We start from the raw sequence: 18,519 nt of genomic DNA on the forward strand, positions 1-18,519 counted from the left end.
CCGCATGAACCAGCCGTTCAACACGGCGAATATGGAGCACTACGATGAAGGCTATTTTCGCAGCAGCAGTTTCGGCTGTCGTTCTCGCAGCCTCTCCGGCCATGGCGGAAGGCTGGAAGGACAATTACAAAACCCTGAAGTTCGGCATCCTTTCCGGCGAAAACGAAAAAGACCGGATCGCGCGCTACACGCCGTTCGAAGAATATCTGGAGAAAGAACTGGGCGTCGAAGTCGAAATCTTCACCGCCGGTTCTTATGACGGGGTGATCCAGGCCATCGCAGCCGATCAGATCGAATTCGCCTTCTTCGGCTCTTCCTCTTACGCCGCGGCCTACACAGAGACAAACGGCGGTGTCGTTCCGCTTCTGACCCGTCTCAACAAGGATGGCTCGAGCGGCTACTATTCGGTGGTGATGGTCCGTTGCGACAGCGGCTACAAGTCTCTCGACGACCTGAAGGGCAAGGTGCACGCCTTTGCCGACCCCGATTCCACGTCCGGCTTCGCGGTACCTTATTTCAATATGGTGCAGCAGGGCTACAATCCTAAGGAGCACTTTTCGGCAATTCCGTTCTCTGGTGGACATGAGACGGGCGTGCTTGGCGTCGTCAACAAGCAATACGACGCTGCTGCAACCTGGCAGAACAACGAAACCGACGGCCGTTGGCAACGCATGATCACCAAGGGGATGATCGAAGAAGGTGTTGTCTGCCCGATCTGGGAAAGCCCTGAAATCACCAGCGGACCGTTCTCTGCCCGCGTCAATCTGCCGGCGGACCTGATCGCCGACATGACCGCCGCCGTTGAGGCCATCCCGGAAAAAGACTTTGACGCTTTCAACGCAATGCGCGGCGGCGATGACAGCCCGCAAGCCGGATGGAAACGCGTCGATCATGAGCGCTACCAGTGGATTGTCGACATGCGCGACTGGCTGAAGAAAGAGCGCCGCGGCTGACACTTGACCTGAAAGGGAGGTGCCCGGGCACCTCCCTTTTTCATTCGGATCGACGGTGCCCTAAATGACGGCTTATTCCCCCGCAGTCGACCAGTTCGAACTGGACTACGCGGCAGCACGCAAATCAGCGCTGCGCGTCAACACGATCACGACGTTTCTCTTTGCGGTTTGTTTCTTTTCGGCGGCTTGGATCGGCGGATTCTTCGACATGACCGACGTGACGCTTGCCAATGGCGAACGGGTGTCGATGTGGAAGATCTGGGCCGGCCTGCCGAGACTGGGTGAGTATCTTTTTAAGACCCTGCCCGTTCTGCACTGGGACACGCTCGGCGCGGATATCGCGAACTGGTTCTGGCGATGGCAAGTCTGGCTCGAACTCCTGGTCGAGACGATCCTGATCGCCTACCTTGCGACGCTGCTTGGTGTGGTCGGAGCCTTTCTGCTGAGCTTTCCCGCATCGCGCAATCTGGCTCCCAATGCCTTCATCCTCAACCTGACGCGCCGCTATCTGGAAATCGTGCGCACCGTTCCCGAACTGGTCTGGGCGCTGATTTTCGTATTCTGTTTCGGTGTAGGTCCTCTCGCCGGCGTTCTCGCGATCGGTCTTCACGCAACCGGAGCGCTCGGCAAGCTTTATTCAGAAGCCAACGAAAATGCCGACATGCGTCCGGTGGAGGGCATCAAGGCCTCCGGCGGCTCCTGGTTCGACCAGATCCGCTATGGCATCGTTCCGCAGGTTGTCCCGAACATCATCAGCTACACCCTGCTGCGCTTTGAAATCAATGTGCGTGCGTCTTCAATCATCGGCTTCGTCGGTGCCGGCGGCCTCGGTCAGGAAATTCGCGTCGCCATGTCGCTGCAGGAATATACGGATTTGTCCGCACTATTCGTGATCATTTTCGTCACCGTCATTCTCATCGACATGATCAGCGAGAAGGTCCGACACAAGATCATCGGCCTGACCGGCAAAGGAGTGTGACAATGGACAGCACATCAGAAGAAAACGCGGCAAGACAACTGGTCCCGGGCGCTTTCCAAACGCCCTTGAAGACCAGACTGCAGCGCCTTGCCGGCTGGTCTGCCTTTGTCCTTTTGACCGGTTGGTGCTTGTGGGATTTCGGCTTTTCACCAGGCCGTATTCTGGAAGGATTGACGCGCTTCGGCAGCGTGCTCTCCTTCATGTTTCCGCCCTACATCTGGCAAACCTGGAAGGAATGGAGCGAGATCCTGAAAGGACTTGGCGAAACAGTCGCCATGGCTTTCATGGGCACGCTTCTGGGCGCAATCGTTGCTTTTCCGCTTGCCTTTCTCGGCGCCAAAAACATCATGCCGTTCAGTTGGTTGCGCTTAAGCGCCCGGCGCGGGTTCGACGCGCTGCGCGCCGTTGAACAGATCATCCTTGCACTGATCTTTATTCGTGCCTTTGGGCTTGGTCCGCTCGCCGGGATCCTCGCTATTGCCGTGTCGGAAGTCGGAACCCTGTCAAAACTCTTTTCCGAGGCGATCGAGAATACGTCGAAGAAACCTGTTGACGGCCTGAAGGCGTCCGGCAGTGGAAACCTGCAGACCATTCGCTTTGCGATCCTGCCGCAGGCCCTGCCGGTTATCCTGTCTGTCATTCTCTACAATTTCGAATCCAACACCCGCTCCGGCACGATCCTGGGCATCGTCGGCGCTGGCGGCATCGGCTTTCTGCTGGCCGACCGGATCAGTGCCTACAAATGGCCGGAAGCCTGGTCGATCATCTTCCTGATCATCCTGACGGTCTACCTGATCGACGGGCTTTCCGGCTTTCTGCGCAAGCGGATCATCGGTCAGGACGACCGAAAACAGAACTAACTGCTGGAACAAAAAGTCTATCCGTCGTTTCTGGCCGAGAAGACTTCTCGGCCAGCCTGAAAACTTTGGTCAAGCAATTGCGCCCGGCGCTCGGGCGAGCCCTCGGAACCACACAGCAGTTCAAGCCTTCGCGGCGAAAACCCAAAGTAGCCGAACGTGCCTTGTATCCACGCCGTCTCAAGTGCGGCGAGATACCCTCTTTCTTCCATTTCATCAGAACGGGCTCCGGCCGGTATCAAGAGAACCCCGGGCCGCTTTCGTTGCAGGGAAAGCTCCGGATCGTCAAGCTGATCATATGCCCAGCCCCAGCTCCAGACACGGTCCACCCAGCCTTTGGTCATCGCAGGCATCCCCCACCAGAAGAGTGGAAACACAAGGCAAATCGCATCCGACCGGCCAATTCTGGCGTGCTCGCGCCCGACATCGGCCAGCGCGCTTGCGTTTCCATCTGCTTTTACATCCGCCATCGTCCAGCGCGGGTCGAACCCCTCCGCGTGCAGATCCACAAGTTCTGCTGAATGACCCGCTGATGCAACGCCATCCATGAACTTCCGGGCAGCAGCCGCAGAAAAGGACGTTGGGTCAGGATGGTCCAGAACGGTCAAAACATGCATGCGAATGCTCCAGTCTAAATCACACTCAATGAGTGTCAGGATCACGAAACGACAACACCGGGATCCTGCTCACGACCGAAGCTTCTAGGGCCTCAAGTTAACTGGAGATCAAGCGAAAAATTTGCACACGGGAAGACGTCCCGCACGATTTTCATGCGGCATCTCTCTTTTACACGCTTGTCAGATTTCTGACTACAGAACGCGCGTTCCAGCGACCCAGGCCCGCTTCACGAACGGATGACCGCCATGCAGGCCAATATGAAGCAGATCGGCCCGGCGTCCCGTGGCAATCTCACCGCGATCACTGAGGCCCGCGACTTCTGCCGGCGTTTTGGTCACCAGGCGCATCGCTGCGGCAAGGTCCTCCTGGAAGGATGTTTCGCTCGCAATCATGAACGCACTGTCGAGCATGGAACGCGGTACGTAGTCCGATGCCAGGATGTCGACGAGTTGCTCCTGCATCAGGTCGCTGACCGCCACATTTCCGGATTGCGAACCGCCTCTCAAGACGTTCGGCGCGCCGCCGACCACATGCATCCCGTGCTGCTTCGCCTTGCGCGCTGCTTCAAGCGTACAGGGAAACTCGGAAATCGTGATGTCTTCAGCAACTGCCTCGTCAATGTGATGAAGTTCCGTATCGTCATGGCTGAGCAGCGGCAGAGCATGCGCGTGCGCCAGAGCCACCACGGCAGGGCGGACTTTTTCGCTGATCGCGTCGGAATGGTTCTGGAGTTCCAGAACATCCCTTTCAACGGCTGCACGGGATTCGCCGCTGTCGGCCATCCGCCGCTGGATGTAACCTTCGACATCCCTGCTTTGGCGGCGCCCTGGAAGATGCTCCATGACCGACACCATCCGCACGATTTCCTTGCCGATGTTTTCTTCCGTCAACCGCGTCGTTTCCGCGTCGGTGATCTCGCAGCGCAGGTGCACCAGATGCTCGGCACGCAACATGCCGGCAGATTGCGCGGTTTCCAGGGCGTCGACCATGGGTGACAGGATTTCACGGCGCTCGGGGTTCTTGATCGTCGCGCCGACACAAAGACTGTCGAAGACGGTTGTAATGCCGCTGCCGATGATCTGCGCGTCATGTGCCAGTGCAGCCCGCAGCGGGTCCCACCTGACATGCGCGCGCGGGAAAACATGCTTTTCGAAATGATCGGTGTGAATGTCGACAAGGCCGGGGATCAGGTAGTCATTTTCCAGATCCACGCCGGTCTGCGGCGCGATACCGGCATCGACGGACACGATGCGGCCTTCTGAAAAAGCCAGATGACCAAGGACGACTTCGTTTGCCAGCACCAGTCTGGCGTTTTTGAGAACGGTCACTTCACTTCCCGTCGGCAATTTCTTGTCGGCAAACGTCATATCACGCTCCAGCATGGCAACGCTCCGCATCGAATCGGAACGGACGCACTGAGTGTCAGGAAAGTGGCCTTCTACCCCCAAACGCCGTGCAATTTGTGACAGTTTCAGGAACAGACCATGACAAAGCGGCCTTGGCGACGGACGGACCCCTTACCGGTAAGGAATTTGAGGTGATCTTCACCTGACCATGGTCAACCGATTCCAGTCAGCATAGTCAGGGGATCCTTCGCGCCGTATCTCGCCCTGATAGCCGAATTCGACCATGTGAACCATCACGGACGCTTCGTCGGCCAGGATGACTGCGTAGCTTTCGTAGAGGTCCGACGCGCTCAGGTTTCCCCCGTTTCCGAAATCCGGCCATCCGGCGTGGTTGGTTCCGCGCGGTGCACTGAAGGGCACCCCGTGGAGCGACCCGCACAGCGGCAGATGACAATGTCCGTGGAAGATATGCCGGATCCTCGACTTATGCTTCCTCACCACGGCACCGAATGCGTTGGCATCTTGCAGCATGATCTTGTCCATCGGCGCAATGCCAATCGGGACAGGGTTATGGTGCATGAAAAGGAAGACCTGGTCCGGCGAAGCGCTCAGTTCCGCGTCAAGCCAGCGCAGACGTTTGTCGCAGTAGTATCCTGCATGCGAATTCGGGCCCCAGGTGTCGAGAAGGAGTGCGCGGCCTCCCGGAAGATCCAGCGCCGACTGGACAAAGCCGTTTTCATCAACGCGGTCCGGAAAAACCGAAACGAACACGTCGCGTTCGTCGTGATTGCCGATACAAAGCTGCACCGGGACCGGTGAAGTGGCGATGAGTTCCTTGAGCCTCAAGTAATCGTCACGGTCACCCCAGTCGGACAGGTCGCCGGTGATGACAAGCGCATCCGCATCCGGATGATGGGTGATGGCATGATGGAGTGCTTTTTTGAAATTGTCGTTCGGCTCACGTCCGCCAATGGTTTCGCCGGGCGTCGTCAGATGAATATCGGTGAGCTGCAGAAGCTTCACGTCTTCCTCCGGAAGTAGTTGGGATTGATCCACCGCCCGGCATACCGGGCGGCGACAAGTCTTTTCATGTAGAGGTACGATCAGTTGGACGGCAGCAGGTCCTGAACTTCTTCGGTCAGCTCTTCCTGCAGTTCGCCCATGTCCTCGAATTCACCTGTGACGATGCCCTCGATGCCGTCATAGATCACCTGCGTGATCGCAAGGCCGTTGTCGCCAGGGTAAGCCTGCCAGTCGCGCAGCAGCGGCAGCTGACGCACAGCCGTTTCCTTGTTCGGGTTCTGTTTGTAGAAGTCGGCAAGGATCACTTCGTTGGCAGCCTTGTTCGGCGGCATGTAACCGGTGGTGCGAGCAACATCGGCAGCACCTTCACCCGAGGTAATGAATTTCAGCCATTTCCAGGACGCGTCCAGAACCTTCGGATCGTCGCTTGAGGAAACCAGCATGGCAGCATTGCCACCGGCCGGCAGACCCATCGGGCCACTGGCAACAAGACCGGGGTATTCGTTGGTTTTCAGTTCAAAGTCGCCCTTGGCGCGCTCGACTGCACCAAGCGCAGAGGTCGACCAGAACATCATGCCGATCTCGCCGGCAGAGAAAGAAGCAAGGGCTGCCTTCCATTCAATGTTCTGCATGTCGCAGCCACGAAACAGGCCCTTCATGGTCTCAAGGGCCTTCAGGCCTTCCGCGGAGGAGAGCTGAAGCTCATTGCCTTCCATTGTTGCCTTGTCCTGCGACCACATCAGCGCCTGCAGGAACCAGTTACCGGTAATGTTCCAACCCCAGAACATCGGGTTCTTCACACCGGCTTCGCGTAGCGTTCCGCACACCTCAACAACTTCGTCCCAGGTCTTCGGCAGCTGATCGGCGGAGGTGATGCCCGCTTTCGCCATGACATCCATGTTGTAGTAGCCGACCGGTAGCGAGACGGAGAACGGCAGGCCGTAAATGTCATCATTGAACGTGCCGAGTGTCAGCATCGCATCGTGATAGCCATCCTTGGCGAAGTCTTCCTCTTTGAGGATGAACGGCTCGAGCGACTTGGCGATGCCTTTTTCAACCAGGATCGCCTGGCGGTTGAGGCCCTGCATGGTGACATCGGGGAGCGTCCCGGCGACAGCCTCGCGCAGGATGGTATTGGTGCCGTCCTCGTAGGATTCGTAGGTCGCCCGGATCTTCACGTCGATATTCGGATGCTGCTCCTTGAACTTGGGCAGGATCTTTTCATAGGTAACATCGAACAAGTGGCTGTAAGGATAAGCAAATTCGATGGTAATCGTGTCTTCTGCATGAGCAGCGGAAGCAGCCAGCAGCATTGCTATTGCGGTGAGGGTCTTTTTCATGGAACTCTCCGTCTGTTGCCGTGGGAACGGCAGGTCGCCAAACTCGCCCGTTCCCTAGTGATCCCCAAAACGGGATTTCGGTGATGGGACCGCCTCTGGGCGGTCCCGCAAATCGGCCGGATCATTTCATCCCCGACAAAGTGATTCCTTCGATGAAGCGCCGCTGCGCAATCATGAAGGCTATGATCAGTGGTGCGACAATGATGGTTGCAGTGGCCATCATCGGCCCGAAATTGTCGCCATCCGCATCGCCCTTGAATTCGCGAAGACCCAGCGGTGGCGTGAACAGGGACCGGTCGCCGGTCACCACGATGCGTGGCCAGAAATAGTCATTCCAGTGCGCAACGACCGAGAAGATTGCAAAGGCCAGAAGCGCCGGGATCGCCGTCGGCAGCATTACGTTCCAGATGATCGAAAACTCGCTCATGCCATCCATGCGCGCCGCGTCGATCAGATCGTCGGGTACCGTCATGAAGAACTGCCGCATAAGGAAGATGCCGAAGACCGAAATCGTCCACGGAATGACCAGTGCTGCGTAAGTATTGGTGAGCCCAAGCTTTGCCAGCATGATGTAGAGCGGAAGTGCGATGGCATGCACCGGGATGAGCAGGCAGAAGAGAACAAGACCGAAGACGGCTTCCCGGCCCCAAAAGCGCAGCTTTGCAAGCGCGTAAGCGCAAGGCAGCGCGACGAGCACCTGAATGAAGAAGATCGATGCGGTGACCACCACGCCGTTGAAGAGGTAGCGAACGAGCGGGGCTTTCTCAAAAGCCGTGGTGTAGTTGTAGATGAACGGCGTCACCATACAGTCAGCGGCATCCCGCCCGAGCTTGATGCAATAGTCGTCCCGGAAAAGTTCCTGTGTTCCGAAGAACCCGCCGGTGTTCTGCATGATCTCTGCCGGGCTTTTGAAGCTGTAGCTCAGCATCACGTAAAACGGCAGCAGCACGATAAGGCTTCCAAGGATCAGGACGACATGCTTGATCGTCTCGGATGCCGAAAACCGGAACGTTGGGAGGGATACGGCGCTTGAGGCCGGAAGGCTCGCCTCGCTCATGTGTAATGCACCCTTCTTTCAACGAGCCAGCGCTGCATCAGCGTGAGGAACATGACAAAGCCGAGGAAAACCACCGTAATAGCGGCTCCGATGCCCATGAGGTTCTGCTGGATCGCCTTTTCATAGATTGCGAACATCATCACGTAGACCGATTTCGACGGCCCTCCGCCCTGCGGGTAGAACGCCTCGACCGTGTCGAAGACCTGGAACGATCGGATGAAGGAGATCGTGACAACAAAAACGGTTGTCGGGCCGAGCATGGGCCACGTGACCAGCCGGAAGCGGTCCCAGGCGGTTTCGGCCCCATCCATCTCTGCGGCGTGATAAAGCTCGCGCGGCACAGACGTCAGCCCGGCAAGGTAGAGCACCATGTTGAAGCCGAAGCCCTGCCAGACACCAATGAACGCCACCGTCCAGATCGCGTAGTCGCGGTCGGTCAGCCAGAGCGGGAAGCCTCGCTCGCAACCGGTCGCGTACCACGACCAGGCCTCGAGGAAGGATCCGCAGCCCCGTTCAAGCGTTGAATTGACAATCCCGATTGTCGGATGGAAGGCGAATTCCCAAACGATCGCCATTGCAATAAGCGCCGCCATGACGGGCAAAAAATAAATCGTCTTGTAAAGATCACCGAAGCGCCGGGTGGAGTTGATCAGAAGCGCCGCCCCAAGGCCAAGTCCGACGGACAACGGCACCACAACGAAGACGTACCGGAAAGTCGCCCCGAACATCTTCTCATAAGTGGATCGTGTGAAGATCTTCTCGTAATTCTCCAGCCCGACAAATTCTGCGCCCGGATTTCCGAGGCTGTAGCTTGTAAAGCTAAGCGCACCGGCGATAGCGATCGGCATCAGCAGGATCACGACCATCAAAAACAGGGCGGGGCCGACAAACCACCAGTGCGCATTGGTGGTCTGCATCACGCCACCTCGGCGACGTTGCCGCTGTCGATGGTTTTAAGATCAAGTCTTTTGCCATCCTTGCCAAAGACAAGCGCTTGGCCGTGTTCGCGGACAACCTGGACCGACTGACCGAAGGAAACACTTTGCCCTTCATGTGGCGACACCCTCACGACAAGCCTTTGTGACCCGTTCAGAACCGACACATGCAAATAAATGTCTGCACCCAGATTCTCCTTGTGCACGACCTGGCCCGTTAGCGCCTCCGGCGTTCCCTTGTCGCACAAAGACAGATGCTCGGGCCTCAAACCGATAGAAACAGATCCGACAACACCCTTTGCGGCTGCGCGCGACAGAACGATCTCGCCGCAGCGCGCATAGCCGTTATTGTCGAGGGAACCTGGCAGCAGATTGATCTTGGGTGCGCCGACAAATTCTGCGACGCGCAGATCCTGCGGATCGTTGTAGACGTCGTGCGGTGCGCCGAGCTGCAGAATTTCGCCATCCATCATGACGGCCATCCGGTCCGACATGGTCAGTGCTTCCGCCTGATCATGGGTCACGTAGACGAAGGTTGTCTTCAACGACCGGTGCAATTCGGCAAGCTCGGAGCGCATGTGGATGCGCAGGGCGGCATCAAGGTTGGAAAGAGGCTCGTCCATCAAGAACGCAACGGGTTTGCGAACCATTGCACGGCCAAGCGCCGCTCTTTGCCGCTGCCCGCCTGACAACTGTCCCGGCTTACGTTCCAGCAGATGGTCAATCTTCAGGATCTGCGCCGTTTCGCGGACCTGCTCGATGATCGCCCTGTATTGACCGCGGGCAAGGACAGGCCCCAAGAGCGGCAATCGGCCCGCGAGCGAAAGATCGCGCAGCTTCAACGGGGTCATCATGTTCTGAAGCACGGTCAGATGCGGATAAAGCGCATAGGACTGAAAAACCATAGCCAGGTTCCGTCTGGCCGGGCGGACGGCATTCACCGTCTGACCACCGATCACAACCTTGCCGGAAGACGGCGCCTCCAACCCGGCAAGAATGCGCAGAAGAGTGGACTTGCCGCATCCCGAGGGTCCAACCAACGTAAGAAACTCGCCATCGGCGATGTTCAGGTTGATTCCATTCAGAACAGAGGTCGTCCCAAAGCTTTTTTCAATCGCCGATAACGAAATCGAGGTCATTGAAGGCTCCCGTTTGCGACGTGAACCTAGGCAGGCAGATTGAAACGGATGTGACGTAATATTAGTGTTTCTAATACGAGTTAAGGTTTGGCAGCGCTGTTAACACGGAACTGTCATGAACACCCCTCCCAGCCCCTATCAAATCAAGGCTTTCACCTATGTTGCCCGGGAGGGCAGCTTTTCTCTGGCTGCCAAGGCCCTTGGTGTCACGCAATCCTCGATCACACAGCACATTGGCAAACTGGAAGCATTGATGGGCACGCAATTGTTTGTCCGCCGCCGCAGCGGACTTGAATTGACGCGCGCAGGTTCTGAGCTGTTTGCCATTTCCGACCGACTTGCGACGATGGAACAACTCGTCAATGAAAAAGTGAGCGACTTCAGCGCCCTCACCGACGGTCACATTAGACTGATCGCCAATGCTCCTCGCCCCGCCATGCCGATCATTGCGCAATACGGCAAACTCTATCCCCAGGTGCAAATCGATTTCACGCTGTACAACTGGACCACGGCAATGACCATGCTCGCTGAGCGTAGGATCGATATCGCGATCATCACTGAACCTGAGGAAAACACTGCCCTGTTTACCCATGAACTCCGCAGGTCCCGATACAAGGCGCATATGCGCAAGGATCATCCGCTCGCCTCCCGCACAAGCATTTCACTGCGTGACTTGCAGTCTGAAACGCTTGTCCTGCCGGAAGACGGTTCCCTGACACAGAAGATCGCGCGCGCCAAGATGCATGAATACAAGCTGGACTTTTTCCGGATTCTTCGAACCACGACGTTTCCAATGGTCAAGGAAGCGGTGCTTCACAATCTCGGAATTGGTCTTCTGCTTGAACGGAGTCTCTTTCCGTCTGACAAACTCGCCGCGGTCGATGTGGTGGAGATGCCGGAAGAGTACCGCGACTGCATCGCAATACCGGCGGACAAGCGCGAACTTCGCCTGATACAGAGTTTTCTCGATGTCGCCGTTGAAGTTCGTGCGGGTGGCGGCTTCTAGGTCTTACGCTCGTTGCGGAATTTTGATCCACAAATATATTCGGAAAAGTTACTAGCCGAATTTGCTCAAAAGCACTTGTGAACGACGGTTTCCTGACCGGCCTTGGCAGTTTCAACTTGCGATGCACTTTTTAGTTGTTTCTAAAACTTCTGACTATAGTTAACAAATGGTTAGAAAACTGACTTAAATCCGGACTTTACATTGAATTCGTTGCGCGATAGCAACACCGGAAACGATTACACGCCCTGCAGAACAAACTAGGCATGGGCATGCGGGCGAAGGTATAATAGTGTGCTCCCGAACAAAAACAAAAAAGTGGCACTGTGGTCTATGCGTACAATAGCGGCCCTCCTTTTGAGCGTTTGCCTGGTTGAAGGATCCTATGCGGCGGATCTCCGGCAAATCGTTCAGGAAGCTGTTTCAACGAACCCGGACGTCTTGGAGTCTGCGGCCAACAGGCGCGCACGCGACTATGAATATCGCCGTTCCCAGGGTGCTTTCCTTCCTACGCTGGACCTTTCAGCCGAGCTGGGTCCCGAACGTCTGGATCGGCCCAACTCATTCAGTGCCGAAGAAAACGACAAGTGGCGGTTTTCAAAAGAATTCACAGTGACCGTGCAGCAGCTGCTCTTTGACGGCTTCACTTCCGTGAACGAGATTTATCGTCAAAGCGCACGGGTCGATGGCGCTGCCTTACGAGTAATGGAGCGATCTGAGGCAATCGCGCTCGATGCAGTGGAATCCTATATCGACGTCCTCAGAAGCACAGCCATCCTCGCCAAGGCAAGGATGAACGTTCAAAAACACCGCCGCATCTTCTCCGATGTCCGGCTTCGTTTCGAGGGTGGCGAGACCGGTGCTGCGGACTTGGCGCAAGCACGCGAGCGCGTCGCAGCCGCCGAGGTCATCGTTTCGGAAGTGCAGCAGTCTCTCCTGGATACTATCGCGAAGTTTGAGCGCGTTGTTGGGAAGAAGCCGGCTTCACTTGCACCGGCAAAGCCTGCAAGTCTTCCCGGCGGATCCGTCAACCAGCTTGTTGATTCCGCTGTTCAGACGCATCCGACCGTTCGCGCCGCATTGGCTGACGCAGACGCCGCGAAGTTCGAGTTTGAAGCCAGCAAAGGCAACTTCTTGCCGGAGGTCGCGCTGCAGGGACAGGCGACCGTTGGGGATGACGTTGGCGGTATCGAAGGCCGGAACAACGAATATTCAGGTAAGCTTGTGTTCTCCTGGAACCTTTATAATGGCGGCCGTGATACGGCGCTGTCACAGGAATACAGCGAGCGCTTGACCGAAGCCCAAATTCGCGTCGACCGGGTACGGCGGGAGTTGAAGGAAGGCATCCAGCGCTCCTTTGCAGCTGTCAGCACAACGACCAACCGGATCCAGTCACTGCGCGAACAGCTTGCTGCAAACAGACAAGTGGTAGAGGGCTATCGGCAGGAATACGACATCGGACAACGCACCCTGCTTGATGTCCTGAACGCCGAGAATGCGCTTTTCAACAGCGAGATCGAGTTGATTTCGGTTCGTGCCGTTTATGCGTTTTCCACGTATCAGCTCAGAGCGACATCTGGTGACCTTCTGGCCTATCTGAGCGTTTCGCCTCCACCTGAGGCGGCAGACGGCCAGCGCGAGGCGGCGACAATCCTGCCAAGGAATCCGCTCAACCTCGAGCCGTTACGTAAATTCTAACGTTTCAACCGCATATTTGGTTTGCCGGAGCACCGGCAAGGCAATAATTTACGTTGAAGACCGCAGGAAGGAACTTTCCGGAAAGCGTCTGCCTTATTCGGGCACCACGTTGTGTTGCATAGACCGGATGTCTCAGGCCGACCCGCTCATGGAAAACCTGGACGGTGACAAAGCCCGTGGCCCGCATCCAATATGCTGCAAAAAAGCACCGAAGAAACTTCAGAAAAAAACACCGCACCGCAGGAGTCTGCTGACAAGGACTCGCTTGCGGGCGCGTTGAAATATATTGCGCGCGTGCACGGGTTCCATGTAACCGATTCTGTCATTTGGAACGGTTTGCCGAAGACAGGGAGCCGGCTCTCCGTCGGCATACTCGGCCGGGCAGCCGCCAATTGCGGCCTGAATGTCCTTCCGGACAAGAAGGACCTTGACTCAATACCCTTAGCGGCACTCCCCTGCATCATCGCGATGAAAAACTCCGACATGCTTGTGCTCACTGGCATGAACAAGGATGCCGGAACTGTCGAACTCGTCGACACATCGCGTTCACCGGACAAGCGTCAACATGCGTTGGATGAAATCCGCGACAGCTACAGCGGCTACGCAATTTTCTTTCAGCTTGTGAACGATACATCCGGTTTGAGCGAGCGCGCACTCGGACCAAGTGGACACTGGTTCTGGAGCACAATCTCTGCCTTTTGGCGAGACTACATCCATGTCGCCGTCGCAGCCCTCCTGATCAACCTTCTGGCCCTCGCCTCGCCCTTGTTCACGATGAATGTCTATGACCGCGTGGTGCCGAATTTTGCGATCCCGACACTCTGGGCCCTGGCGATCGGTGTCATCCTCACGCTGATTTTCGATTTTATTTTGAAGATCGCTCGCGGACAGATCATCAACGTTGCAGGCAAGCAGGCGGACAATGCACTTGCCAGCAAGATATTCGCCCACGCACTTGCAATCGACTTCGAAAAGCGCCCTGTCAGCTCAGGCCAGTTCGCCAACCACATCCGCGAGTTTGAAAACGTTCGCGAATTCATCACATCCTCATCTCTGGTTTCGATCATCGATGTCTTTTTCATCGGTATCTTCGTTGCGGTTCTGTTTTTGCTGGTCGGACCGATTGCGATCGTTCCGCTGATCGCGGTGCCGGTCGTGCTCGCCATCAGCCTGTTTGTGCAGGCCCCGCTTTCGGGTGCCATTGAGCAATCGCACAGGGAAAGTGCGATCAGGCATTCCATTCTGGTTGAGAGCGTTGCCAACCTCGATACGGTTCGCGCTTTGAATGCCGAAGGCCGGATGCAGACCAAGTGGGAACGCTCTGTTGCGGCGAGCAGCGCAGCCATCATGAAGGGGCGGTTCTGGGCGCTGATCGCGCAATCCGGCACAGGGCTGGTTCAGGCTTCGGTCTCAATTGCCATCATTGTCTGGGGTGTCTACCTCATCCAGAGCGGCGACATAACAATGGGCGCATTGATTGCCGCGATGATGCTCTCTGGTCGGGTCCTCGCGCCGCTTGCCAATGTTGCCAACACGCTCACACGCCTGCGCCAGACGCTGCACTCTTACAAGATCCTCGACGAGGTGATGTCGACGGATACCGAGCGCAAGCCGGGACGTACTTATGTCAACAAACGCATTGCGTCCGGTTCGGTTGAGTTCAAGGGTGTGAATTTCCGGTATCCGGGCGCCGAGGATGACAGTCTGAAAAACATCTCCTTCAAGATCACACCAGGAGAAACTGTTGGATTGATCGGGCGCGTCGGCTCCGGCAAAAGCACGATTGGCCGCTTGGTATCCGGACTTTACTACCCCTCAAACGGTACTGTTCTGATCGATGGGACCGACACCCGTCAATTCGACCCCGCGGATTTGCGGTCAAATGTCGGATTTCTGTCACAGGACAATGTGCTCTTCAGCGGCACAGTTCGCGAAAATATCAGCGCCGGAGACCCGTTCGCCGACGATGATGCGCTCGTTGAAGCAGCCCGGATTGCCGGTGTTGAGGAATTTGTGGCGCAAAGCCCGCTTGGTTACGACCTGCAGGTCGGCGAAGGTGGCCGTTTCCTGTCCGGTGGTCAAAAACAAGCAGTTGCGCTGGCGCGTATTTTGTTGAGAAAACCGCGCGTTCTCTTTCTGGACGAGCCTTCCAGTCATCTCGACCTGGCATCCGAACGCCGTTTGATCACACGACTGATGGACTTCAACTCACCTGATACAACCGTCATTATCAGCACGCACCGCATGAGCCTCGTTGAACTGACGGATCGCCTCATCACGCTCGATTTCGGCAAGCTTGCCCTTGATGGGCCACGCCAGGAGGTCTTGAAAAAGCTTCAGGAACTCGGTGCGGTCAACGCCGCCAATCAGCAAGGCACACAAGGCGGTGCGTCATGAAATCGGGCGACTGGAACTACGCACACGATATACGCGACATCATCCAGACACGGCCGCCACGCTACACCACAAACGTCATCCGGATTGGTTTGGTGTTGTTTGTCGTGATGCTTGCGTGGGCGTATTTTGCGACGCTTGAGGAAGTCACGCGAGGAGACGGACGCGTTGTACCCTCGCGCCAGATCCAGGTTGTCCAGGCGCCGGAACGGGGCATTGTCGAGAAGATATTCGTCCAAGAAGGTGACATCGTCGACGAAGGTCAGCCGTTGATCGAAATCGACGATACGACTTTCTCCTCTCAACTCGGCGAAATCCGCCAGCGCCGTTGGGCGTTGATGGCGCGCGTTGCGCGGCTCGATTCCGAAGCCGACCAGCAGCCGTTGGTGTTTGCAGAAGAACTGGCGCAGGAAGCCCCGGGCATCATTCGGGAAGAGGAAAACGTGTATCAGGACAAGAAGGCCAGCCTCGACAACGAACTTCGCGTTCTTCAGAACCAGTCCTCGCAGCGCGAGCAGGAGTACCAGGAACTTCTTGCCAAGCAGGCGAAACTCGAGACCGTTACGGAGATCATGGAACGGGAAGTTGAAATCAAGCAGAGCCTTTATGAGCGAAAGGTGCTGCCTGAGATTGAGTTTCTGCAGCTGCAACGCCAGCTGAAAGAAAGCGAAGGCGAGCTGGCCATCACCAGGGCATCCGTGAAGAGAGCTCTGGCGGCACGCGAGGAAGCAAATGAACGCTCCAGCAGCGCCGTTGCCACGTTCGTTTCCGAAGCAAGCCAAGAGCTCGCCGAAGCCCGAGGTGAGCTCGCAGTCATCAACGAGACGTTGAAGGGGGCAGCGGACAGGGTGCGAAGGACCGAGCTTGTTTCACCGGTCAAGGGCATTATTAACAAGCTGAACATCACGACAATTGGTGCGGTGGTTCAGCCCGCGGCGGATCTGGTTGAGATCGTACCGCTTGAAGACACGCTTCTGATCGAAGCACGGATCCGCCCAAAGGACGTTGCGTTTCTTCACCCGGGCCAAAAAGCACAAGTAAAAATAACAGCTTATGACTCTTCAATATATGGCGGACTTGAGGGCAATCTGGAGAGGATCAGTGCAGACACCACCGAAGACGAGGAAGGCAACCGCTTCTTCCGCGTCATGATAAGAACAGATAAAAACTACCTCGGCCCGGACACTGAACCTTTACCAATAATACCAGGAATGGTTGCTTCGATAGATATATTAACCGGGGAGAAAACGGTCCTGGACTACATCTTGAAGCCGATCAAGAAAGTTCGGGACGAAGCACTCAGGGAGCGCTGACGTCTCGGCAATAAACGAGGCGATCGGCAGATGGAACACGGAGCGACCGCGCCGGCACTACCGGCTGCGAAAAGGACGGTATTGCGTCCGTTTTGGCAGGTATGCATTTTGGGCCTGTCTTTGAACCTGTTGTCTGCCACTTCATCTGCTGAAGATACCCCTCGCCTTTCATCTGACAGAACAGACACAACGGTCTTCAGTGAAAATTCCATCGAGACCGCCTCTTCCACAGCGCCTCACGCTGTGCCAGGCCAGGTCAAAACTGCGACCCGGATTGCGCTGTCGGAAACGCGCAGCGATCTGATTGGCAAGCCACGGTCCAAGCCGGAACGCACAAACCCAAAGCTCGCACGAAGCGCCTCCGCTGACCAACGTTCTGCCCTTAGCCCAACAAGGCTGTTCGGGTCGCGCGGCAAACCTGTCTCGATTTCACCCGTTTCGCAACGCTGGCAACGCGCGCTTTCGGAACTGGAAAGTGCGGCACAAGGCACCGATCAAACAAGGCACGGATTTCGTGCCTATTCGGCGATCCTGGAACAGGTTCGCCCGTTGCGGCGCGGTCTGCAGATCCCGAAAGTCAACTACATGGTCAACCGCCTGCTGGCCTATCGGGAAGACAGTTTTCTCTACAAGAAAGGTGAGTACTGGGCGAGCCCGGTAGAGACGCTCAGCCGGCGTGCAGGCGACTGTGAAGACTATGCCATCTTAAAATACACATTGCTTCGCGACCTGGGCATCAAGGATGAGGACATGCGCATCGTCGTTTTGCGCGACACTGCGGCTCGCCAATATCACGCGGTTCTGTCTGTTCGCCACAATGGCAAGTGGCTTATCCTGGATAATCGTTTCTCGCGCGTCCGTTTCGAGCGTGATCTTCCGCATTACCAGGCGCTCTATTCGGTGAATGCTGCCGGCGAATGGAGCCATACGCCCAACAAGGGCAAGCCGGTCAATCTGGCCGCACGGCTCAAGTCCGCAACACGCTGAGTGGAAAGCCGTCACATTCTGGCGCTTCTGCGGCACATCACGATGAAATAGACTTCGGCACCTGCCCTATGCAGACAGGCGTGTTATACGCTGCTTATGAAAAAGCAAAATCAATCCGGATTGATTCGCAGCTCCCTCATGCTCACGCCAGCGCTTTGCCTGGCATTAGTAAGCTGTGTGTTGTCGGCTTGTGTCGTTGCCGGCGGATATCTGTTGGCGGATCGGCAAAGGTCCACCCTCGTGTCAGAGGAAAAGGCCGCGTTAGAGCAGCGCGAGAAACTCGTCAGCGCGCTTGAGGACGCGAGTCTGATCCGTCCGCGTCTTCGTTTGGAAGAATTGGCGACTTTGCCGCTCGTCCCAGAATTTGTCGCGCTCGCAATCGCGCAGCCGGAAAGCCTGGAAACCCGCGAGTTGGAAACGTATCTGCTGACCGTGCTTGAAGCCGCAGGCCGGGAAACCGGTCTCGCACGCATCGCGCTTGTGGATGCCCAGGGAGCGGAAATCCTGAGCACAGGAGGGGCCGCTTCCAAACCTGAAGCAGGTCCGGAAAAAATGGTCGAAGCGGTGGTTGAAGATTTTGAGAATCCGGGAACGCCGGCTGGAAAAATCAAAGGCTACATTTCGCGCGAAACCGAAACCATTTTGCTGGCCCAGGATGGGAATGCGCCGTCGACAACATCGAGCATTCCGGGCGGCGCGTCCCTGCTTTCGGGGGGCAAGGCTTTGGTTGAAATTCCGAACACGACCCGCTCACTCGCGATCATTGCAGGCTTGTCAGTCTTGGGTACCGGATTTGCAGGCGCATTTCTCCTGCGCCGCCGCAGACACCGCGAAGCTTGAAATCACCTTTTGGCTGACTTCGCACTACCAGCGTAAC

Annotated in this window: 16 protein-coding genes; 9 read left to right on the plus strand and 7 right to left on the minus strand. The window is 56.6% G+C overall.

Features of this window, described 5'->3' with window-relative positions; genetic code table 11:
• Window positions 1-44: 44 nt before the first annotated feature.
• The 3 genes from phnD to phnE (ABVF61_RS01935) all read left to right on the plus strand — a co-directional run bounded on the left by phnD (window position 45) and on the right by phnE (ABVF61_RS01935) (window position 2,792).
• Window positions 45-953, plus strand: coding sequence for a phosphonate ABC transporter substrate-binding protein (phnD, locus tag ABVF61_RS01925; protein WP_353991838.1), 909 nt, complete (start codon window positions 45-47; stop codon window positions 951-953).
• Window positions 954-1,017: 64 nt separating this feature from the next.
• On the plus strand, window positions 1,018-1,932 hold the full coding sequence (gene phnE / locus ABVF61_RS01930; RefSeq protein ID WP_353991839.1) for a phosphonate ABC transporter, permease protein PhnE: 915 nt from the start codon (window positions 1,018-1,020) through the stop codon (window positions 1,930-1,932).
• A gap of 2 nt (window positions 1,933-1,934) precedes the next feature.
• Window positions 1,935-2,792, plus strand: coding sequence for a phosphonate ABC transporter, permease protein PhnE (gene phnE, locus ABVF61_RS01935; protein WP_353991840.1), 858 nt, complete (start codon window positions 1,935-1,937; stop codon window positions 2,790-2,792).
• A 17-nt stretch (window positions 2,793-2,809) separates the two neighbouring features.
• Here phnE (ABVF61_RS01935) and ABVF61_RS01940 read toward each other — a convergent pair whose 3' ends face one another.
• The 7 genes from ABVF61_RS01940 to ABVF61_RS01970 form a co-directional block, all read right to left on the minus strand.
• Window positions 2,810-3,406: an NAD(P)H-dependent oxidoreductase gene (locus ABVF61_RS01940; RefSeq protein WP_353991841.1), complete on the minus strand. Its 597-nt coding sequence runs from the start codon at window positions 3,404-3,406 to the stop codon at window positions 2,810-2,812.
• A 192-nt stretch (window positions 3,407-3,598) separates the two neighbouring features.
• Entirely contained in the window at window positions 3,599-4,789 is a 1,191-nt protein-coding gene (locus tag ABVF61_RS01945) for an alpha-D-ribose 1-methylphosphonate 5-triphosphate diphosphatase (RefSeq protein ID WP_353991842.1), read from the minus strand.
• A 162-nt stretch (window positions 4,790-4,951) separates the two neighbouring features.
• Window positions 4,952-5,776 (minus strand): phosphodiesterase, encoded by an 825-nt coding sequence (locus tag ABVF61_RS01950; protein WP_353991843.1) that lies wholly within the window; start codon window positions 5,774-5,776, stop codon window positions 4,952-4,954.
• Between the two features lie 80 nt (window positions 5,777-5,856).
• Complete coding sequence (locus tag ABVF61_RS01955) at window positions 5,857-7,116, minus strand: extracellular solute-binding protein (RefSeq protein ID WP_353991844.1); 1,260 nt, start codon at window positions 7,114-7,116, stop codon at window positions 5,857-5,859.
• Window positions 7,117-7,237: 121 nt separating this feature from the next.
• On the minus strand, window positions 7,238-8,173 hold the full coding sequence (locus ABVF61_RS01960; protein ID WP_353991845.1) for a carbohydrate ABC transporter permease: 936 nt from the start codon (window positions 8,171-8,173) through the stop codon (window positions 7,238-7,240).
• On the minus strand, window positions 8,170-9,090 hold the full coding sequence (locus tag ABVF61_RS01965; protein ID WP_353991846.1) for a carbohydrate ABC transporter permease: 921 nt from the start codon (window positions 9,088-9,090) through the stop codon (window positions 8,170-8,172). The genes ABVF61_RS01960 and ABVF61_RS01965 overlap by 4 nt, the downstream gene beginning before the upstream one ends.
• Window positions 9,090-10,247, minus strand: a complete 1,158-nt coding sequence (locus tag ABVF61_RS01970; RefSeq protein WP_353991847.1) for an ABC transporter ATP-binding protein — start codon at window positions 10,245-10,247, stop codon at window positions 9,090-9,092. The genes ABVF61_RS01965 and ABVF61_RS01970 overlap by 1 nt, the downstream gene beginning before the upstream one ends.
• Window positions 10,248-10,362: 115 nt before the next feature.
• On the opposite strand from ABVF61_RS01970, the gene ABVF61_RS01975 reads away from it, so the two are divergent.
• The 6 genes from ABVF61_RS01975 to ABVF61_RS02000 all read left to right on the plus strand — a co-directional run bounded on the left by ABVF61_RS01975 (window position 10,363) and on the right by ABVF61_RS02000 (window position 18,482).
• Window positions 10,363-11,253 (plus strand): LysR family transcriptional regulator, encoded by an 891-nt coding sequence (locus ABVF61_RS01975; protein ID WP_353991848.1) that lies wholly within the window; start codon window positions 10,363-10,365, stop codon window positions 11,251-11,253.
• 330 nt (window positions 11,254-11,583) lie between these two features.
• Window positions 11,584-12,948, plus strand: coding sequence for a TolC family outer membrane protein (locus tag ABVF61_RS01980; protein ID WP_353991849.1), 1,365 nt, complete (start codon window positions 11,584-11,586; stop codon window positions 12,946-12,948).
• 192 nt (window positions 12,949-13,140) lie between these two features.
• Window positions 13,141-15,345: a type I secretion system permease/ATPase gene (locus ABVF61_RS01985; RefSeq protein ID WP_353991850.1), complete on the plus strand. Its 2,205-nt coding sequence runs from the start codon at window positions 13,141-13,143 to the stop codon at window positions 15,343-15,345.
• A complete protein-coding gene (locus ABVF61_RS01990) occupies window positions 15,342-16,655 on the plus strand; it encodes an HlyD family type I secretion periplasmic adaptor subunit (protein ID WP_353991851.1) in 1,314 nt (437 codons plus the stop codon). The genes ABVF61_RS01985 and ABVF61_RS01990 overlap by 4 nt, the downstream gene beginning before the upstream one ends.
• 30 nt (window positions 16,656-16,685) lie before the next feature.
• Window positions 16,686-17,642, plus strand: a complete 957-nt coding sequence (locus tag ABVF61_RS01995) for a transglutaminase-like cysteine peptidase (protein ID WP_353991852.1) — start codon at window positions 16,686-16,688, stop codon at window positions 17,640-17,642.
• Window positions 17,643-17,780: 138 nt separating this feature from the next.
• The gene (locus tag ABVF61_RS02000) at window positions 17,781-18,482 is read left to right on the plus strand and encodes a hypothetical protein (protein ID WP_353991853.1); all 702 of its coding nucleotides are present in this window, start codon (window positions 17,781-17,783) and stop codon (window positions 18,480-18,482) included.
• Window positions 18,483-18,519 lie beyond the last annotated feature (37 nt).

This window comes from Roseibium sp. HPY-6 (assembly GCF_040530035.1).
Taxonomy (GTDB): Bacteria; Pseudomonadota; Alphaproteobacteria; order Rhizobiales; family Stappiaceae; genus Roseibium.

Bases quoted from the DNA above. Each gene is read 5' to 3' on its own strand.
- phnD (WP_353991838.1), top strand. From the start codon at position 45: ATGAAGGCTATTTTCGCAGCAGCAGTTTCGGCTGTCGTTCTCGCAGCC.
- phnE (WP_353991839.1), top strand. From the start codon at position 1,018: ATGACGGCTTATTCCCCCGCAGTCGACCAGTTCGAACTGGACTACGCG.
- phnE (WP_353991840.1), top strand. From the start codon at position 1,935: ATGGACAGCACATCAGAAGAAAACGCGGCAAGACAACTGGTCCCGGGC.
- ABVF61_RS01940 (WP_353991841.1), bottom strand. From the start codon at position 3,406: ATGCATGTTTTGACCGTTCTGGACCATCCTGACCCAACGTCCTTTTCT.
- ABVF61_RS01945 (WP_353991842.1), bottom strand. From the start codon at position 4,789: ATGCTGGAGCGTGATATGACGTTTGCCGACAAGAAATTGCCGACGGGA.
- ABVF61_RS01955 (WP_353991844.1), bottom strand. From the start codon at position 7,116: ATGAAAAAGACCCTCACCGCAATAGCAATGCTGCTGGCTGCTTCCGCT.
- ABVF61_RS01960 (WP_353991845.1), bottom strand. From the start codon at position 8,173: ATGAGCGAGGCGAGCCTTCCGGCCTCAAGCGCCGTATCCCTCCCAACG.
- ABVF61_RS01965 (WP_353991846.1), bottom strand. From the start codon at position 9,090: ATGCAGACCACCAATGCGCACTGGTGGTTTGTCGGCCCCGCCCTGTTT.
- ABVF61_RS01970 (WP_353991847.1), bottom strand. From the start codon at position 10,247: ATGACCTCGATTTCGTTATCGGCGATTGAAAAAAGCTTTGGGACGACC.
- ABVF61_RS01975 (WP_353991848.1), top strand. From the start codon at position 10,363: ATGAACACCCCTCCCAGCCCCTATCAAATCAAGGCTTTCACCTATGTT.
- ABVF61_RS01980 (WP_353991849.1), top strand. From the start codon at position 11,584: ATGCGTACAATAGCGGCCCTCCTTTTGAGCGTTTGCCTGGTTGAAGGA.
- ABVF61_RS01985 (WP_353991850.1), top strand. From the start codon at position 13,141: ATGCTGCAAAAAAGCACCGAAGAAACTTCAGAAAAAAACACCGCACCG.
- ABVF61_RS01990 (WP_353991851.1), top strand. From the start codon at position 15,342: ATGAAATCGGGCGACTGGAACTACGCACACGATATACGCGACATCATC.
- ABVF61_RS01995 (WP_353991852.1), top strand. From the start codon at position 16,686: ATGGAACACGGAGCGACCGCGCCGGCACTACCGGCTGCGAAAAGGACG.
- ABVF61_RS02000 (WP_353991853.1), top strand. From the start codon at position 17,781: ATGCTCACGCCAGCGCTTTGCCTGGCATTAGTAAGCTGTGTGTTGTCG.